Source organism: Pseudomonas sp. NY15435, from assembly GCF_048068295.1.
Lineage (GTDB): Bacteria > Pseudomonadota > Gammaproteobacteria > Pseudomonadales > Pseudomonadaceae > Pseudomonas.
Genome location: NZ_JBLUQA010000014.1, coordinates 92,634 through 108,539 on the forward strand (window position 1 = coordinate 92,634; position 15,906 = coordinate 108,539).

A 15,906-nucleotide genomic window follows, 5' to 3' on the forward strand; every position below is an offset into this window, starting at 1 on the left:
CCGTCCCAGAGGTACAAGCATGAACAACAAGCAATGGTTGCAGGCGGGCTGCCTGACGCTGAGTCTGCTCGCCGGCCAGGTCATGGCCGCGGTCGGTGCCGACCAGGCCGCGCGCCTGGGCAATGAGCTCACCCCGATTGGCGCCGAGAAGGCAGGCAATGCCGACGGTAGTATCCCGGCCTGGACCGGTGGCCTGGCGCCCAATGCCGGCAAGGTCGATGCCGGTGGTTTCCTCGCCGATCCGTATGTGGCCGACAAGCCGCTGTTCACCATCACCGCGCAGAATGCCAGCCAGTATCAGGACAAGCTGACGCCTGGCCAGATGGCGATGTTCCAGCGCTTCCCGGAGACCTATCGCATCCCGGTCTACCCCAGTCACCGCAGCGCCAGCTACCCGCAGGCGGTACTCGACGCGGCGAAAAAGAACGCCACCGCCACTTCGCTGGCCGAGGGCGGCAACGGGCTGAACAACTTCACCATGACCATCCCGTTCCCGATCCCGCAGAGCGGCCTGGAAGTGATCTGGAACCACGTCACCCGTTACCGCAGCAATGCCATGCTGCGCACTACCGCGCAGATGAACCCGCAGACCAACGGCGCCTACACCATCAGCTACATGAAGGAGCAGTTCGCCTTCCCGTTCGGGCTCAAGGATTACGACCCGGCGAAGATGAACAACATCCTCTACTACTTCCGCCAGGAAATTCTCTCGCCGCCGCGCCGCGCGGGCAGTGTGATGCTGGTCCTGGAGACCATCGACCAGGTCAAGGAACCGCGCATGGCGTGGATGTACAACGCCGGCCAGCGCCGCGTGCGCCGCGCACCGCAGGTGGGCTATGACAGCCCCGGCGCAGAAGGCATGCGCACCTACGACGACTTCGACATGTTCAACGGCGCACCGGATCGCTACGACTGGAAACTGGTGGGCAAGAAGGAGTTGTACATCCCCTACAACAGCTTCGCGCTCGACTCGCCGACGCTGAAGTACGACGACATCGTCAAGCCCGGCCACCTGAATCCGGATCACACCCGTTACGAACTGCACCGCGTGTGGCACGTTGTGGCGACTCTGAAGCCGGGGCAGCGCCACATCTACAGCAAGCGTGATCTGTATATCGACGAGGACAGCTGGCAGATCGCCGAGGCCGATGCCTACGACGGCCGTGGCAGCCTCTGGCGTGTGTCCGAGGGGCATGCACGGCCATTCTACGACCAGCAGTTCACCTGGCTGACGGCGGAAACCCACTACGACGTGTTGTCGGGTCGCTATACGGTGTCCGGCCTGCGCAACGAGGAGAAGAGCAGCTACGACTTCGCCGTGCAGTCGAGCAGCAACGACTTCACCCCCAACGCCTTGCGCGCCACGGGTATCCGCTGACGGCGGGCTGTACCGGCGCTCACCGGCGCTCCTTGTGTTTACTCAGCGGCCTTCGGGCCGCTTTTTTTCGCCTGCGTCTATCTCGCGGGCAGGCGGCTCTTTGTAGGGGCGAGCTTGCTCGCGATCCGCATGGTCTCGGCGCTCCGATTGACTCCGTTCGCGAGCAAGCTCGCTCCTGCAATCTCATGCGCACTCGACCGGGCAGTCCGCTGCCGTTTACCAACCGTTACTCACGCCGGCCTCGATTTTGCTTTATGTTCGGACTCGTTACCGCCCCCTGAGCCGTCGTCCAAACCATGAAGTTGCATCAACTCCGCGCCATCGTCGCCATCTGCGAGAGCGGCAGCATCCAGGAAGCCTCGCGCCTGCTGCATATTTCCCAGCCCGCACTGTCCAAGAGCATCAAGGAGCTGGAGGCCGAGTTGGGCGTGCCGCTGCTGGTGCGTTCCAACCGTGGCATCACTGCCACCGAGTATGGCGAACGCCTGGTGCGCCGCGCCCGGCTGGTGGTGGAGGAGGTGCGCCGTGCGCGGGACGAAATCGAGACGCTCAAGGGCGCCATGGATGGCCGTGTGGCCATCGGCGTGTCACCGGTAACGCCCAGCCAGCAGTTCGCCGCCTGCCTGCTGCGTTACCGCAAGCGCTACCCCAAGGTGCAACTGCAGATCAGCGAACTGCGCCCAGCCAAGCTGCTTGAAGGCCTGCGTGAAGGTCAGCTGGACCTGGTGCTTACGTCGCAGCCGTCCTCGCGCAACGTCGACGGTTTTCACTGGCAGGAGCTCTACGCCCAGCCCACCACGCTGGCAGTGCGCAAGGGACATCCATTGCGCCATGCGCGCTCGCTGCACGAACTGCTCGACGAGGAATGGCTGGTGCCCGATTCGCTGGATGTATCACTCGCCGGGCAGATGTTCGAGCAGTACCAGGTGCGCCATCCCGAACGCGTCATCGAGTGCGCCTCGGTGGTGCTCTATGCGGAGCTGGCGGCCAATACCGACGCGGTGAGCTTCTGGTCGCGGCGGGTGTTCGATCTGCCGATCGTGTCCAGTACCCTGGAAGCGCTGGACATCGCCGAGACCGTACCCGGCACTGATATTTCCCTGGTCTGCCGTCCGCCGGAGCTGATGACCCGCGAGGCGCAGACCCTGGTGGATGAACTGGTCTACGCCTTCAAGGGGCCGCACCTGCGCAAGGCCGACTGATCCTGGCTCGAGAGCAGGCGTCGATAACCAGCCTTGATAAGCATGCGTGAAGGTCATTATTCAGCATCGCGCGCGTGCGGCATCCTGCCGGCCACATCAGAACAATGAGCAGGATGCGGCATGAGTCAGCACCCCACGATAGAAAGGCTTGAGGCTAGCGCCGAGGACTTCTCCCGCATTCGCCGGGACCTTCATCAGCACCCTGAACTGGGCTTCGAGGAAGCGCGCACCAGCGCTATCGTCGCCGGTTACCTGCGCGAATGGGGCTATGACGTTCATCAGGGCGTCGGCGGCACCGGCGTTGTCGGCGTGCTTCGCAAAGGCAATAGCGCGCGCAGCATCGGCATCCGCGCCGACATGGATGCGCTCCCTATCGATGAAGCCAGCGGCGTGCCCTACGCCAGCCAGCACGCCGGCCGCATGCACGCTTGCGGGCACGACGGCCATACCGCCATCCTGCTCTGCGCCGCTCGCGACCTGGCCGGGCAGAGCAACTTCGACGGCACGCTCAACCTGATCTTCCAGCCCGCCGAGGAAACCCTGGGCGGCGCCGTGGCGATGATGGACGACGGCCTGTTCGAGCGCTTCCCCTGCGATGCGGTGTACGCACTGCACAACGCGCCGGGCTTGCCGGTGGGCTGCTTCCTGACCCGCGAAGGCGCGTTGACGGCATCCTCGGACCGCGTAGCGATTCGCCTGACCGGCGTCGGCGGCCACGGCGCCATGCCGCACCTGACCAAAGACCCCATCGTCGCTGCCGCCGAACTGGTGCTGGCGCTGCAAAGCATCGTTGCGCGCAATGTGCCGTCCACCGAAGTGGGCGTGGTGACCGTGGGCATGCTCAAGGCTGGAGAGGCAGCCAACGTGATTCCCGACCATGCCGACCTGCGTCTGAGCGTGCGTGCTACCAAGCCGGAAGTGCGCGAGCTGCTCAAGCGGCGCATCGGCGAGATCACCCGTGGCGTTGCCGCCGTGCATGGCATGGAGTTGCAGTACGAATACGAGGAGCTGGTGCCGGTACTGGTCAACACGCCGGAAGAAACCCGTCTCGTACGCCAGGTGCTGACCGAACTGGTCGGTCCGCAGCGCCTGCTGTCCGAGATCCCTTCAGGCTTCCTCGGCAGCGAGGATTTCGCCTGGATGCTGGAACGTCGCCCCGGCTGCTACATCGCCCTGGGCAATGGCAACAGCGGCCCCAGCGGCTGCATGGTCCACAACCCCGGATACGACTTCAACGACGCAGCCATCCCCTTCGGCGCGGCCCTCTGGGTGCGACTGGTGGAAACCTTCCTGGGCACGGGAGCCAGAGCATGACCCGACGTAATGGGGTACTCATCCTGCTGATGTTGGTGATGGTCATCAGCGTGCTGGACAAGACCATCTTCGCCTTCGCCGGCGCGCAGATCATCGACGAGCTGAAGCTTTCGCCAACCGAGTTTGGCTTCATCGGCAGCGCGTTCTTCTTCCTCTATTCGATCTCCGGCGTGCTGGTGGGGTTCCTCGCCAACCGCTTCCCGACACGCTGGATTCTCGCCGGCATGTCGGTGGTGTGGATGGCCTCGCAACTGCTGGTGGCGCTGTCCAGCGGCTTTGCCGCGCTGGTCGCCGGGCGCCTGTTGCTGGGCGCCGGCACCGGGCCGGGCACGGCGGTGACCCAGCACGCCTGCTTCAAATGGTTCGGCCCGAAGGAGCGCGTGCTGCCCTCGGCGCTGATCCAGGTGTCGATCATGCTCGGCGCCGTGCTGGGCGCACTGAGCCTGCCGCTGGCGATCCAGCACTTCGGTTGGCGTACCGCGTACTTCCTGCTGGCGCTGCTCGGCCTGGTCTGGCTGGTTGTCTGGCTCATCTTCGGCCGTGAAGGACAGCAGACCGAGGAGGAGGGGCCAGGCTCGTCTTTGCGCCTGCCGTACAGCCGCTTGTTGCTCAACCGCAGCTTCATCTGGATCACCCTGATGGGCTTCCTCAGCTACCTGCCCACCGCGCTGGTGTACAGCTGGGTGCCGGTCTACCTGCAGAAGGGCCAGGGCATGACGCCCATGCAGTCGGGCTATACGGTGATGGTGGTGACGGTCGGGGTGATCCTCGCCAACCTGTTGCTCTCGACGCTCTCGCAGCGGGCGATGAAGCGCGGCAGCTCGGTGCAGCGCGCGATGGTGCTGCCGCCGATGCTCTTCGCGGCGGTCGCCGGAGTCGCCTTCTGCGCGCTGACCCTGCTGCACGGCGATCGTCTGGCGATCCTGGTGCTCTACGCCCTCGGCGCCATCCTGGTGAACGTCCTGCCGACCTTCTGCAACACCCTGGTCGCCTATATCGCCCCGAGCGCGCAGCGTGGCTCGATGCTGGCCATTCACATTGGCGGCATGACCAGCGCCGGTATGCTCGCGCCCTGGATCGTCGGCCAACTGGTCGAGTTGCGCGGCGGCGACATCGCTCACGGCTTCGAAACAGCGCTTGGCCTGTTCGGTGCGCTCACCGTGGTCGGCGCCATCCTCGGCTGTCGGATCATTGCTCCCGAGCGTACCCGCCAGTCCCTGCTGGGTGAGCACGGCGAAGCGTCGCTGCCGGGCGCTGTCGGCCACGCTTGAATCTCCAAAGGGCCCGCGCGTCGGGCCCGTTTTTCTGACTCGAATCCAATCATCCGGAGTGGTGATGAAACCGTCTGCCTGCTTTTCCCAAAGCTACGCCGAAGCGCGTGGCAAGTTCCTCGCCGCGTGCCTGTCCGCCGGCCTGGTCGTCGAATCCCACCGTCACCCGCTGACTGGCCGCGATGGCGAGCCGCTGGCGCTGGACGTGGCGCGCAGTGGCCCGCGCGATGCGCGGAACCTGCTGATCATCAGCAGCGGCTGCCATGGTGTGGAAGGCTTCTGTGGTTCGGCAGTGCAAGTTGCGCTGCTCAACGATCCCGACTGGCTGGAGCTGTGTGCCAGGGCCGATTGCGCGGTGCTCTACCTGCATGCAGCGAACCCGTACGGCTTTTCCTGGTGGCGACGCTGGACCCACGAGAACGTCGATCTCAACCGCAACTTCATCGACTTCTCCCAGCCGCGCCAGCGTAACCAGGCCTACGCCGCACTGGACCCTATCCTGATTCCGGGGCGCTGGCCTTCCTTCACCAGCCATCTGCGCCTGCTGCGCTACGCCATGCGTCATGGCCGCAAGCAATTGCAGTCGGCCATTTCCAGGGGCCAGGACAGCCATCCCAGGGGCCTGTTCTACATCGGTGCGCAGCCGACCTGGAGCAACCAGACCGTGCGCCAGGTACTCCGCCAGCACGCCCGCGACTGCGCACGGCTGGGCTGGATCGACGTGCACACCGGCCTGGGGGCGAAGGGCCACGGCGAGCGCATCTACGTGGGTGACGATGACCCGCAGACCCTGCTGCGCACGCGCCGCTGGTGGGGTGCGGAGGTGACTTCGGCGAAGGAAGGCGGATCGGTATCGGTGCAATTGCAGGGGCAGATGGTCCTGTCTGCCGCCAGTGAGTGTCCGCAGGCCGAGCTCACCGCGATTGCCCTGGAGTACGGCACGCTGCCGGGCCTCAAGGTGCTCAAGGCGCTGCGCGCGGACCAGTGGCTGGCCAACAACCCTGGGGTTCCGGCGGGCAAGGCCCTGCGCATCCAGCGCCAATTGCGCGATGCCTTCTATGTGGACGAGGACGGCTGGAAGCGCCAGGTGCTGGAGCAGGCCGGCGAGGCAGCGCGGCAAGCCCTCGCAGGGCTGGGCGAGGCTCAGCCGGCGCTGGTTCGCGCGTCCGGGTAACAGCGTTCGCTGTCAGGCGAGCGGCTGGCTCGGTGACGCTGCCGGGACGAACGACTCCAGCCACGCTCGATGCCCGGTTGCAGGCACAGTGGCGCAGGAAAACTGTACGGATGGGGCGGATCAGCGGCCGGGCAGCATCGGCGTCAGGTGCAGGATGTTCAGCAGGTGCGGAACGCGCAGCGGGTAGCAGGCCTGCAGGCGCACGCGCGCCTCGGAGAGGGTCATCTGACGGGAAAACGAGCGCAGCACGGTCTTGCCCAGGCAGTGACCGTCCTGAAAATGCACGAGGAATTCATTCATGGCGAAGCGACAACGAGGAAACACGCACGAGGTGGCGCACAGGGCGCGAATAATAGCGACTTCGACGCGTTCATCGTTGCCATAAATCATCCTTTGCAGGAACTGTCCGACGGAACGCTCGTTCCGCCACCGGCCGAACCGACGACCGGCGACGTCGGAACAATCCTAGAGCCCAGAAACATGCTCGTAAGAGTAGTCCAGGCGCAGGACGTTGTAGTCCAGGCGCATGCCGAAGGCGTGCATGAAGAATGCCTCCAACTGCAGCTCCAGCGAGCGCGAGGTCAGCGTCGCCAGGCGCGCGCCCTGGCGGCGCGTGCGGCGGTTCACCGCGGTGAACTCTTCGTGGACTATGCCCTGGGAGGCCGGGTCGGCGATCAGGCGATAGCAACTGTCCGGCAGGTCGCTGCGCTGGGTGGCGCTAAGGCTGAGTTCGGGGTGGCCGTCAGCGTTGGTGATCAGTTCCACGCTGCAGCGCAGGCCTCGGTCGCGGGCAAAGCGCGAGGCCTCTTCGAAAGCCGGCAGGGCTTTCTGCAGGACCTGGATCTCGAAGGCGAGGAAGAATTGCTCGTCGAATTCAACGTCCTGGGTATCGCGGGGTGCCTGGTTCAACATCGCCGGCATCTCCTGTGTCGATGAAACCATGAAACGTCCGGAAGCGACCGTCGGGATCGCCGAAGTTTCGTCATCGCGGCATTGCGGAGACAACGCACACACAGTCAGTCGGCAATGCCATTTGCCTGAACGAAAGGCCATCTCACTGAAGCGCAGGAGGACTGTCAACGAGCATTCGTGCATAACGGCGACCGTCCGCAATAGCCAAGCGTGCAGTTTAAGGCGGCGCGGCCTGCTGCGGCCTTGGGTTGCAGGATTGCAGGCGGGTGTAAAGCTGGCGTTACGGATCGAGGTCGCCCGCCGAGACTTCGGACAGGCGGCAACCCTGGGTCAGAAGGAGAAGTCCTCCATCAGCAGCGCGGCGTCGCCGCCGAAGTCGGGTGGCAGGAAAGGGCATTCCAGTGAAACGCGGCTCTCTACTGTCAGGACCATTTATGCGAGTGAAGGTGCAGTCCAGTGGATCAGGTGGCGGGTGTGGAGGTCATTGCCCAGGTGATGAATCCAGCATTGACGGCGGTAAACGCCAGGGCGATCAGGAATACCGTGTCAGCCACCCGCATCATCCGCTGACCACGCAGGGTGCGGTGAGTACGCAGGCTCCAGTAGGAAGTGAACGCCGAGACCAGGTAGAACATCATGTTGACTGCCACCATGTCATCGATAATCAGGTCTTCCCGGCGCAGGGTGAGGATGACCCGGATGATGCCGATTACCGTCAGGCACACGCCGACCATGGTGGCGGAAACGGAGAAGATGTGGACGCAGATGTCGTCATCGAGGCTGGGAGGGTCCTGTTCGCTCATCGCGCTGAACTCGCTGGCGGGAAATGTGGAAAGCGTAGTTGCGATTCGATGAAGGCTTGAGTCGCTCGCCCAAGGAGCCTACTGTCAGCGGCTGCCCTCAGTCCCGATACGAAAAGCCCATGATCGACTTCAACAACGTCACCGCCTACCAGCAGCAGACCCGCGTGCTGGATGGTTTCTCCCTGCACATCGGCGAAGGCGAGAAGGTCGCCATCCTCGGCCCCAACGGCGCCGGCAAGAGCACGCTGCTCAAACTGATCAGCCGTGAACTCTACCCGGTGGATCGCCCTGACAGCTCGCTGAACCTGTTCGGCCTGCAGAACGTTACCTTGTGGGACCTGCGCAGCCGTATCGGCTTCGTCTCCCAGGACCTTCAGGAAGACTACACACCGTTCACCCAGGCGCTGGACGTGGTGATCTCCGGCTTCTTCGGCGCCATCGGTAGCCATGGTCACCTGCAACCCACGCCGGAGCAGGTCGAAAAGTCCCGCGAGATGCTCGCCGCAGTGGAGATGGAGGACTATGCCGAGCGCATGTTCCAGCGTCTATCCACCGGCCAGAAGCGCCGCCTGCTGCTGGCCCGTGCGTTGATCCACGAGCCCCGCGCACTGATCCTCGACGAGCCGGCCAACGGCCTGGACATGGGCGCCAGCCTGCAGATGCTCACCCTGCTGCGGCGCTTCTGTGGCCCGGAGCACGCGATGATCATCACCACCCACCACCTCGACGAGATCATCCCGGAGATCGAGCGCGTGGTGCTGATCGCCAACGGCAAGGCGGTGGCTGATGGGCCAAAGGCCGAGATCCTCACCAGCGAGCATCTGTCTGCGCTTTACCAGGCGCCGTTGAAAGTGACCGAGCAGGATGGCTGGTATCGCTGCTGGCACGCGTGATCAGCAGCTTCACGCGGCGCCGAGACTGCACGTCATGCCGCCTTGATCACGGACTGCGATCCGGGCGGCACGGCCTTTGAGGCGGCTCCAGCAAATCGCGCGGACGCGCTCCTCCCACTGGATACGTCCAGCTTCTTGCAGAGCGTTTCACCATTGGCTCGCCGCGCGGTTGCTGTAGGGCGTCAGCCCACTGGACCAGGGCGCGATCAACCCTTGCGCGGCAGCACGGTCCAGGCGACACCGAACAGCAACAGCGCAGCGACCAATACGTAGGGTGCGCGGCTATCCACCTGGTGCAGCAAGGTACCCAGCAGCGGGCCACTGATCATGCCCAGCCCATGCACCGCCACCAGGCTGCCCGCAGCGGCGCCTTGCTCGTCTGCTTCCACTGCGTTGGCGTTGAGCGCCGAGACGGCAGGGAAGACCCAGCCCATGCCGGCGGCAGCGACAAAGCAGGAGGCATAGAGCATCCACGGTGCCACGGCGAAGCACACCGTGGCGAAGCCCAGCGCGGAGACGCAGCCGCCCACACCAATCAGGCGCAGCGGCACCCAGTTCAGCTTGCGTACCAGCATCTGCGCACAGATCAGCGCCACGCCCACGGACGTGAGCGCGATGCCGGCGACGCGAGCGGCATCGGCGGGCGGCAGTTGCAGGCGGTCGAGGGCGAAAAAGCCGACGGTCATCTGCGCCACCGTCACGCAGACCATGGCGATGAAGCCCAGGGTCAGCGAGCGGCGCAGGCGCTTGTCGCTGATCGCCAGCGCCGGCCCCTTGCGCTGGTGGGCGCGCTCATGCTGCGGCAGCCACTTCCACAGCACGGCCAATGCCAGCAGTGGCAGCAGGCAGGTGAGCAGCAGCGGCAGTGCCAGACCGAGCATGGCCAGCAGGCCGGCGAAGCTCGGCCCGACCACCATGCCCACGGCGCTGGCGGCACCCAGTCCGGCCATGGCCGAGGCGCGCTTGTCCGCGCTCACGTGGTCCGCCACCAGCGCCGCAGAGCACGCCGGGACGGCGGCGTAGAAGCCGCCGGCCAGCCCGCGTAAAGCGACGATACCAATGAACGCCGGGAGTGCCGCCATGGAGGTGTTCAGCGCCAGTGCCATGAAGGCGCAGAGCAGAGCGTAGGTCACCGCGAAGCCAGCCAGGCCGCTGAGCAGCACGCGCCGGCGGCCGAGTCGGTCACTGGCGATGCCCCAGACGCGTGCCATGAGCATCCAGGCAATGCCGCCCATGGTCACCGTCATGCCCGCTTGCCAGGGCGCCAGGCCCAGGGTGCGCGCGACCGGGCCGATCAGCGCCACGAAGGACATCACCGCCACCGTGCAGACGAAGGTTTCGAACATCAGCGGGCGCAGATTCAGGGTCGGCGCCTGGGGTGGCATGGCGGTCATTTCAGCGGGGCTCCTTGGGACGACGAGGCATTCTCATCCCTACAAAGACGATCAGCAGCAGCGGAACACCAAGGGAAATTCACGACAGTATGTCGAAAACCCGATCGCCGAGCAGCGCCGAGAGCAATCCGAAGGTACTCAGCACGGCCCGCTGCTTGAGGGCTCGTCGGCGATCCCGTGCGCGTGCTGCGGCCTCTGGCGCTGCCAGTCGGTACAGGCGCGGTGGTTTTCCTCGCTGGCATCGTGCAGCAGGCGCGGCTGCCGAGCTCTGCTCACTAGCCCCCTCGAAGGAGGGCTGGTGGAGGTTCGTCAGGTCGCCTGGCTGGCAAGGTCGAGGTTTGCCAGCTGGGTGGCGGAAAGGCATAGCTGGGTCGCTCGCACCAGGCTGGCTAACTGGCGTTCACTGGTAGCGCTGGCGATGGGGGCGGTGATGCCTGGCTGCTGGCGGAGCCACGCGAGGGCGACCTCGGCCGGCGACGACTGGCATTCTTCGGCGACCTGATCCAGCGTCGCGAGAATCTTCAACCCGCGAGCATCGAAGTAGCCTGCCAAGTCTTCGCCACGAGCACTGCCAGTGAGGTCGCCGGGATTGCGGTACTTTCCACTGAGAAAGCCTGAGGCGAGGCTGAAGTAGGTCACCACCAGTTGATCATGTTCGTCGGCAAAGGCGGCAGTTGCCCCTTCATGGCCGGCGCGGTCGTAGAGGTTGTACTGGACCTGCAGCGCGGAGTACGCGGGGAGGCCGTTGCTGCGAGAAGTGGCTTCGGCCGCCTCCAGTTGTTGTCGGCTGAAATTGGACGCACCGATGGCGCGCACCTTCCCAGAGGCGATCAAGTCTTCGTAAGTGCGCAGGGTTTCTTCGTGGGGCGTGCTGTCATCGGGATAATGGCTGAAGTACAGGTCGATGTAGTCGGTGTTCAAGCGTCGCAGCGAATCCTCGACGCTCTCCAGGATCCAGCGGCGCGACAGCCCGCGTCGTTGTGCCGAGAGTTCGGCACCGACCTTGGTACACAGCGTCACCTCGGTGCGGCGCCCCGGTTGGCTGGCGAGCCAGCGGCCGATGATGGCCTCCGACTCGCCGCCCTCGTGACCCGGTACCCAGACCGAATACATATCGGCGGTGTCGATACTGCTCAGCCCTGCGTCAAACGCCGCGTCCAGCAGCCGTCGCGACATCGCTTCGTCCGCCGTCCAGCCGAACACGTTGCCGCCCAGTATCAGTGGCGAGAGGTTCAGGTCACGAGCATGCATGGCTTTCTCCTCAGCACACCGCGATATGCGAATCCGCGCGCGGCTCGGTACCGCCGCAGAGCACGCCGGTCTCCGGGTCGCGGACGATGATCTGGCCGCGTCCATAGTCGGTCAGGTCGCAGGTCACCTCCACCTGGTGGCCGCGGCGGGCGAGGGCGAAGGCCAGGTCGCGCGAGGCCGTCTGCTCGATGCCCACCTTCATCCCGCCCAGCCACTGCCAGCGCGGGGCATCCAGTGCGGCTTGCGGGTTGAGGCCGAAGTCCACCAGGTTCATCACCATCTGCACGTGGCCCTGGGGCTGCATGTAGCCGCCCATCACGCCGAACGGTCCGACGGCCACGCCGTCCTTGCTGAGGAAGCCGGGGATGATGGTGTGGAAGGTCTTCTTGCCCGGCGCCAGGGCGTTGGAATGCGCCGGGTCGAGGCTGAACTCCGAGCCACGGTTCTGCAGGCCGATGCCGCTGTCGGGCAGCACTACGCCGGAGCCGAAGCCGTGGTACGCGCTCTGGATGAAGGAGACCATGTTGCCTTCGCCGTCAGCGGTGGCGATGTACACGGTGCCGCTGGAGAGCGGGTCGCCATGCTTGGGCTCGGCGGCGTGTTCGCCGATCTCGGCGCGGCGACGCGCGGCGTAGTCGTCGGAGAGCAGCGCGGCGGTGCTGACGCGCATGTGCTCGGTGTCGGTGATGTAGTGCAGGCCGTCGGCGTAGGCCTTCTTCATCGCTTCGAGCTGGCGGTGCCAGGTGAGCTGGCTGTCGCGCTGGTCGAAGTCATAGCCTTGCAGGATGTTCAGGGTCATCAGGGCGATCAGGCCCTGGCCGGCGGGGGGGATTTCCCAGACGTCATAGCCACGGTAATTGGTCTTGATCGGCTCGACCCACTTGGGCTTGTAGCCGGCCAGGTCCGCCGCGCTCAGCTCACCGCCGGTGGCGGCGGAGTGCTCGGCCAAGCGCTCGGCGATGGCGCCACGGTAGAAGCTTTCGCACTTCGTTTCGGCCAGTTCGGCGAGGGTTTTCGCCTGGGCCGGGTTGCGGAACAGCTGGCCGGCGCGCGGCGCTTCGCCGTTGACGGTAAAGGTGTCGAACCAGGCTTCCAGCGCCGGCACGGCGGCGCGGCTTTCCTGGTATTCGCGGCGGGCGATTTCCCACTGGTGGGCGACCACCGGGGACACCGGGAATCCATCGCGGGCGAGGGCGATGGCCGGTTGCAGCAGATCGGCGAAGGGCAGCTTGCCGAAGCGGGCGGACAGCTCGGCCCAGGCCGAGGGAATGCCCGGTACGGTGACCGGCAGCCAGCCGTGCACGGGCATCTTGTCGTGCCCGGCGGCTTTCACCTTGTCGATGGAAATGGAGGCCGGCGCGTGGCCGCTGGCGTCGAGGCCGTGCAGCTGGTCCTTGACCCAGACCAGAGCGAAGGCGTCGCCGCCGATGGCGCAACCGGTGGGTTCGACCACCGTCAGCGCCGCGGCAGTGGCGATGGCGGCGTCGATGGCGTTGCCGCCGGCACGCAGCATGGCGATGCCAGCCTCGGCAGCCAGGGGCTGCGAGGCGGCGACCATGCCGTTGCGGGCGAACACGCTCTGGCGCTGGGAGGCGTAGGGGTACTCGTGGGCAGAGAAGCTCAGCATGGAAAACTCTCTTCGGTTCAGCGGTCAGTCTTGATACGGGTCCATTCGCGGGTGATCACGCGCTGGATTTTCGGCGGCAGGTCGGCGGAGACGTAGAGCTTCTCGATCACCGCGTCGCTGGGGTAGATGCCGGGGTTGTCACGGACTTTCGGGTCGAGCAGCGGCGTGGCGTCGGAGTTGGGGTTGGCGTAGCCGACGTAGTCGCTGACCGGGGCGATCACTTCCGGGCGCAGCAGGTAGTTCACCAGCGCGTGGGCACCCTTGGGGTTCTTCGAGTCGCGCGGGATGGCGAGCATGTCGAACCAGAGGTTGGCGCCTTCCTTGGGGATCACGTAGCGCACGTCGATCTTCTTGCCGGCTTCCTGGGCGCGGGTCTGCGCCTGCATTACGTCGCCCGAGTAGCCGACCGCTACACAGATGTCGCCGTTGGCGAGGTCGGTGGTGTACTTGGAGGAGTTGAAGTAGGTGATCGACGGGCGCAGCTTCTGCAGCAGCGCGGAAGCCTTGGTGTAGTCCTCGGGGTTGGTGCTGTTCGGGTCAAGGCCCAGGTAGTGCAGCGCCTGCGGGATGATCTTCACCGGTGCGTCGAGGAAGGCCACGCCGCAGCCATGCAACTTGGCGAGGTTCTCGGGCTTGAAGATCAGGTCCCAGGAATCCAGCGGGGCGCTATCACCCAGAGCGGCCTTGACCTTGTCGTAGTTGTAGCCGATGCCCACGGTGCCCCACATGTAGGGCACGGCGTACTGGTTGCCCGGGTCGGCGGCTTCCAGACGCTTCATCAGGCGCGGGTCGAGGTGCTTCCAGTTGGGCAGTTGGGCGCGGTCAAGTTTCTGGTAGACGCCGGCGTTGATCTGCTTGGTGAGGAACTGGCTCGACGGCACCACCAGGTCATAGCCCGAGTGCCCCGAGAGCAGCTTGGCCTCAAGCATCTCATTGGTGTCGAAGACGTCGTACTGGACCTTGATGCCGGTGTCCTTCTCGAAGTTCTTCAGGGTGTCCGGGCCCATGTAGTCGGACCAGTTGTAGAAGCGCACCAGCTTGTCGTCGGCCTGGGCGGCGGTGGCGCAGGCGAGGAGGGTGAGGGTGCTGGCGAATAGAACGCGTTTACGCATGACCTGTCCTTATCTTTAGAGAACGCGACTGAGGAATTCCCGCGTACGCGGGTGGTGCGGATTGCCGAAGACCTGCGCGGGTGGGCCTTCTTCGATGAGTTCGCCCTGGTGCAGGACCACCACGCGGTCGGCCACTTCGCGGGCGAAGCCCATCTCGTGGGTGACCACCACCATGGTCATGCCTTCGTCGGCCAGCTCCTTCATCACCTGCAGCACTTCGCCGACGGTTTCCGGGTCAAGGGCGCTGGTGGGTTCGTCGAAGAGCATGGCCTGCGGCTTCATCGCCAGGGCGCGGGCGATGGCCACGCGCTGCTGCTGGCCGCCGGAAAGCTGGCCGGGGTAGTGCTCGGCCTTGTCCGACAGGCGCACGCGGGCGAGCAACCGGCGCGCCTGCTCCAGCGCTTCGCTCTTGGACACGCCGAGCACCTGGGTCGGCGCTTCGATGATGTTTTCCAGCACGGTCATGTGCGGGAACAGGTTGAAGCGCTGGAACACCATGCCGATGTCGCGGCGGCGGCGGGCGATGTTGCTTTCCGAGTCGCGCACCAGCTTGCCGTCCGGGCGCTCGCGGTAGCCCATCAGCTCGCCGTTGACGCGGATGCTGCCGCCCTGGATGTCTTCCAGGTGGTTCATGCAGCGGATGAAGGTGGTCTTGCCCGAGCCGGAGGCGCCGATCAGTACCACTACTTCGCCACGGCGCACCTCCAGGGAAACCCCCTTGAGGATTTCCAGCTCGCCGAAGGCCTTGTGCACGTCGCGGGCCTGGATCACCACGTCTTTCATGTCCGGGATCATCTCAACGCCCCCTCAGCAGTTTCATCGCCTGGCGGCCGAACATGCGGTTCGGTGCGGCGGCCTGGCCATCGGATTTGCCGAAGCGCACTTCCAGCCAGCGCTGGAAGAAGCCCCACAGGGTGGTCAGGGCGAGGAAGTAGATCGCCACGACCAGGTACAGCTCGAACACGCGGAAGGTCGCCGAGGTGACCATCTGGGTGCTCAGCAGCAGTTCCTGCACGCCGATCACGCTGACCAGGGTGGTGTTCTTCAGCATCACGTTGAACTCGTTCCCCAGCGGCGGAACGATCACCCGGAACGCCTGCGGCAACACGATGCGCCGCATCAGCTTGGGGAAGGTCATGCCGAGGGATTTCCCGGCCTCGTACTGGCCCTTGTCCACCGCGCCGATGCCGGCGCGGATGATCTCGGCCATGTAGGCGCCTTCGTTGAGGCCCAGGGCGATGATCGCCGCCTGGATGTTGCCGGGCAGGATGAACAGCCCCAGGTCCAGGTCCTCGAAGCGGAAGATGCCGCCGGCGGCCAGTGCGGTGTAGAGGAAGACGATCTGCACCAGCAGCGGCGTGCCGCGCATAAGCCACACGTAGAAGCGCACCGGGTATTGCAATAGCGGGTTGGTCGACAGGCGCATCAGCGCTGCCAGCAGCCCGAGCACGCAGCCCAGGAGCATGGCGCTGACGGCGATCACGCAGGTCAGCCACAGACCGTAGAGGTAGATATCGCTCGGCCGCAGCAGGTACTGCCAGAACACGTCCCAACTGAAGTTCATGTCTCGTTACC

At 65.2% G+C, this 15,906-nt stretch carries 15 protein-coding genes; 6 read left to right on the forward strand and 9 right to left on the reverse strand.

The window, feature by feature from the left end; genetic code table 11:
- Window positions 1-19: 19 nt before the first annotated feature.
- The 5 genes from ACNFH5_RS26455 to ACNFH5_RS26475 all read left to right on the forward strand — a co-directional run bounded on the left by ACNFH5_RS26455 (window position 20) and on the right by ACNFH5_RS26475 (window position 6,339).
- Window positions 20-1,378: a DUF1329 domain-containing protein gene (locus ACNFH5_RS26455; RefSeq protein WP_416751222.1), complete on the forward strand. Its 1,359-nt coding sequence runs from the start codon at window positions 20-22 to the stop codon at window positions 1,376-1,378.
- A 296-nt stretch (window positions 1,379-1,674) separates the two neighbouring features.
- On the forward strand, window positions 1,675-2,580 hold the full coding sequence (locus ACNFH5_RS26460; protein WP_416751224.1) for a LysR substrate-binding domain-containing protein: 906 nt from the start codon (window positions 1,675-1,677) through the stop codon (window positions 2,578-2,580).
- 120 nt (window positions 2,581-2,700) lie between these two features.
- Window positions 2,701-3,894 carry a M20 aminoacylase family protein gene (locus ACNFH5_RS26465; protein ID WP_416751226.1) on the forward strand — a complete coding sequence of 398 codons (1,194 nt, stop codon included), beginning with the start codon at window positions 2,701-2,703 and terminating at the stop codon, window positions 3,892-3,894.
- Window positions 3,891-5,165, forward strand: coding sequence for an MFS transporter (locus tag ACNFH5_RS26470; RefSeq protein WP_416751228.1), 1,275 nt, complete (start codon window positions 3,891-3,893; stop codon window positions 5,163-5,165). The genes ACNFH5_RS26465 and ACNFH5_RS26470 overlap by 4 nt, the downstream gene beginning before the upstream one ends.
- Window positions 5,166-5,229: 64 nt before the next feature.
- Window positions 5,230-6,339 (forward strand): M14 family metallopeptidase, encoded by a 1,110-nt coding sequence (locus ACNFH5_RS26475; RefSeq protein ID WP_416751230.1) that lies wholly within the window; start codon window positions 5,230-5,232, stop codon window positions 6,337-6,339.
- Window positions 6,340-6,459: 120 nt separating this feature from the next.
- Here the strand turns inward: ACNFH5_RS26475 and ACNFH5_RS26480 are convergent, their stop codons facing one another.
- From ACNFH5_RS26480 to ACNFH5_RS26490, 3 genes are all read right to left on the reverse strand, one after another.
- A complete protein-coding gene (locus tag ACNFH5_RS26480) occupies window positions 6,460-6,639 on the reverse strand; it encodes a hypothetical protein (RefSeq protein ID WP_024762799.1) in 180 nt (59 codons plus the stop codon).
- A gap of 165 nt (window positions 6,640-6,804) precedes the next feature.
- The gene (locus ACNFH5_RS26485; RefSeq protein ID WP_416751233.1) at window positions 6,805-7,251 is read right to left on the reverse strand and encodes a hypothetical protein; all 447 of its coding nucleotides are present in this window, start codon (window positions 7,249-7,251) and stop codon (window positions 6,805-6,807) included.
- Window positions 7,252-7,712: 461 nt separating this feature from the next.
- The gene (locus ACNFH5_RS26490; protein WP_416751235.1) at window positions 7,713-8,054 is read right to left on the reverse strand and encodes a hypothetical protein; all 342 of its coding nucleotides are present in this window, start codon (window positions 8,052-8,054) and stop codon (window positions 7,713-7,715) included.
- A 119-nt stretch (window positions 8,055-8,173) separates the two neighbouring features.
- On the opposite strand from ACNFH5_RS26490, the gene ACNFH5_RS26495 reads away from it, so the two are divergent.
- Complete coding sequence (locus ACNFH5_RS26495) at window positions 8,174-8,947, forward strand: ABC transporter ATP-binding protein (RefSeq protein ID WP_416751237.1); 774 nt, start codon at window positions 8,174-8,176, stop codon at window positions 8,945-8,947.
- Window positions 8,948-9,153: 206 nt separating this feature from the next.
- Here ACNFH5_RS26495 and ACNFH5_RS26500 read toward each other — a convergent pair whose 3' ends face one another.
- The 6 genes from ACNFH5_RS26500 to ACNFH5_RS26525 all read right to left on the reverse strand — a co-directional run bounded on the left by ACNFH5_RS26500 (window position 9,154) and on the right by ACNFH5_RS26525 (window position 15,895).
- Window positions 9,154-10,341: an MFS transporter gene (locus tag ACNFH5_RS26500; RefSeq protein WP_416751238.1), complete on the reverse strand. Its 1,188-nt coding sequence runs from the start codon at window positions 10,339-10,341 to the stop codon at window positions 9,154-9,156.
- A 309-nt stretch (window positions 10,342-10,650) separates the two neighbouring features.
- Entirely contained in the window at window positions 10,651-11,592 is a 942-nt protein-coding gene (locus tag ACNFH5_RS26505; protein WP_416751240.1) for an aldo/keto reductase, read from the reverse strand.
- Between the two features lie 10 nt (window positions 11,593-11,602).
- Entirely contained in the window at window positions 11,603-13,219 is a 1,617-nt protein-coding gene (locus ACNFH5_RS26510) for a gamma-glutamyltransferase family protein (RefSeq protein ID WP_416751242.1), read from the reverse strand.
- A gap of 17 nt (window positions 13,220-13,236) precedes the next feature.
- Window positions 13,237-14,331 (reverse strand): polyamine ABC transporter substrate-binding protein, encoded by a 1,095-nt coding sequence (locus tag ACNFH5_RS26515; RefSeq protein WP_416751244.1) that lies wholly within the window; start codon window positions 14,329-14,331, stop codon window positions 13,237-13,239.
- A gap of 15 nt (window positions 14,332-14,346) precedes the next feature.
- Window positions 14,347-15,126 (reverse strand): amino acid ABC transporter ATP-binding protein, encoded by a 780-nt coding sequence (locus ACNFH5_RS26520; RefSeq protein WP_370601450.1) that lies wholly within the window; start codon window positions 15,124-15,126, stop codon window positions 14,347-14,349.
- Between the two features lies 1 nt (window position 15,127).
- Window positions 15,128-15,895, reverse strand: a complete 768-nt coding sequence (locus ACNFH5_RS26525) for an amino acid ABC transporter permease (protein WP_401034282.1) — start codon at window positions 15,893-15,895, stop codon at window positions 15,128-15,130.
- Between the last annotated feature and the right edge of the window lie 11 nt (window positions 15,896-15,906).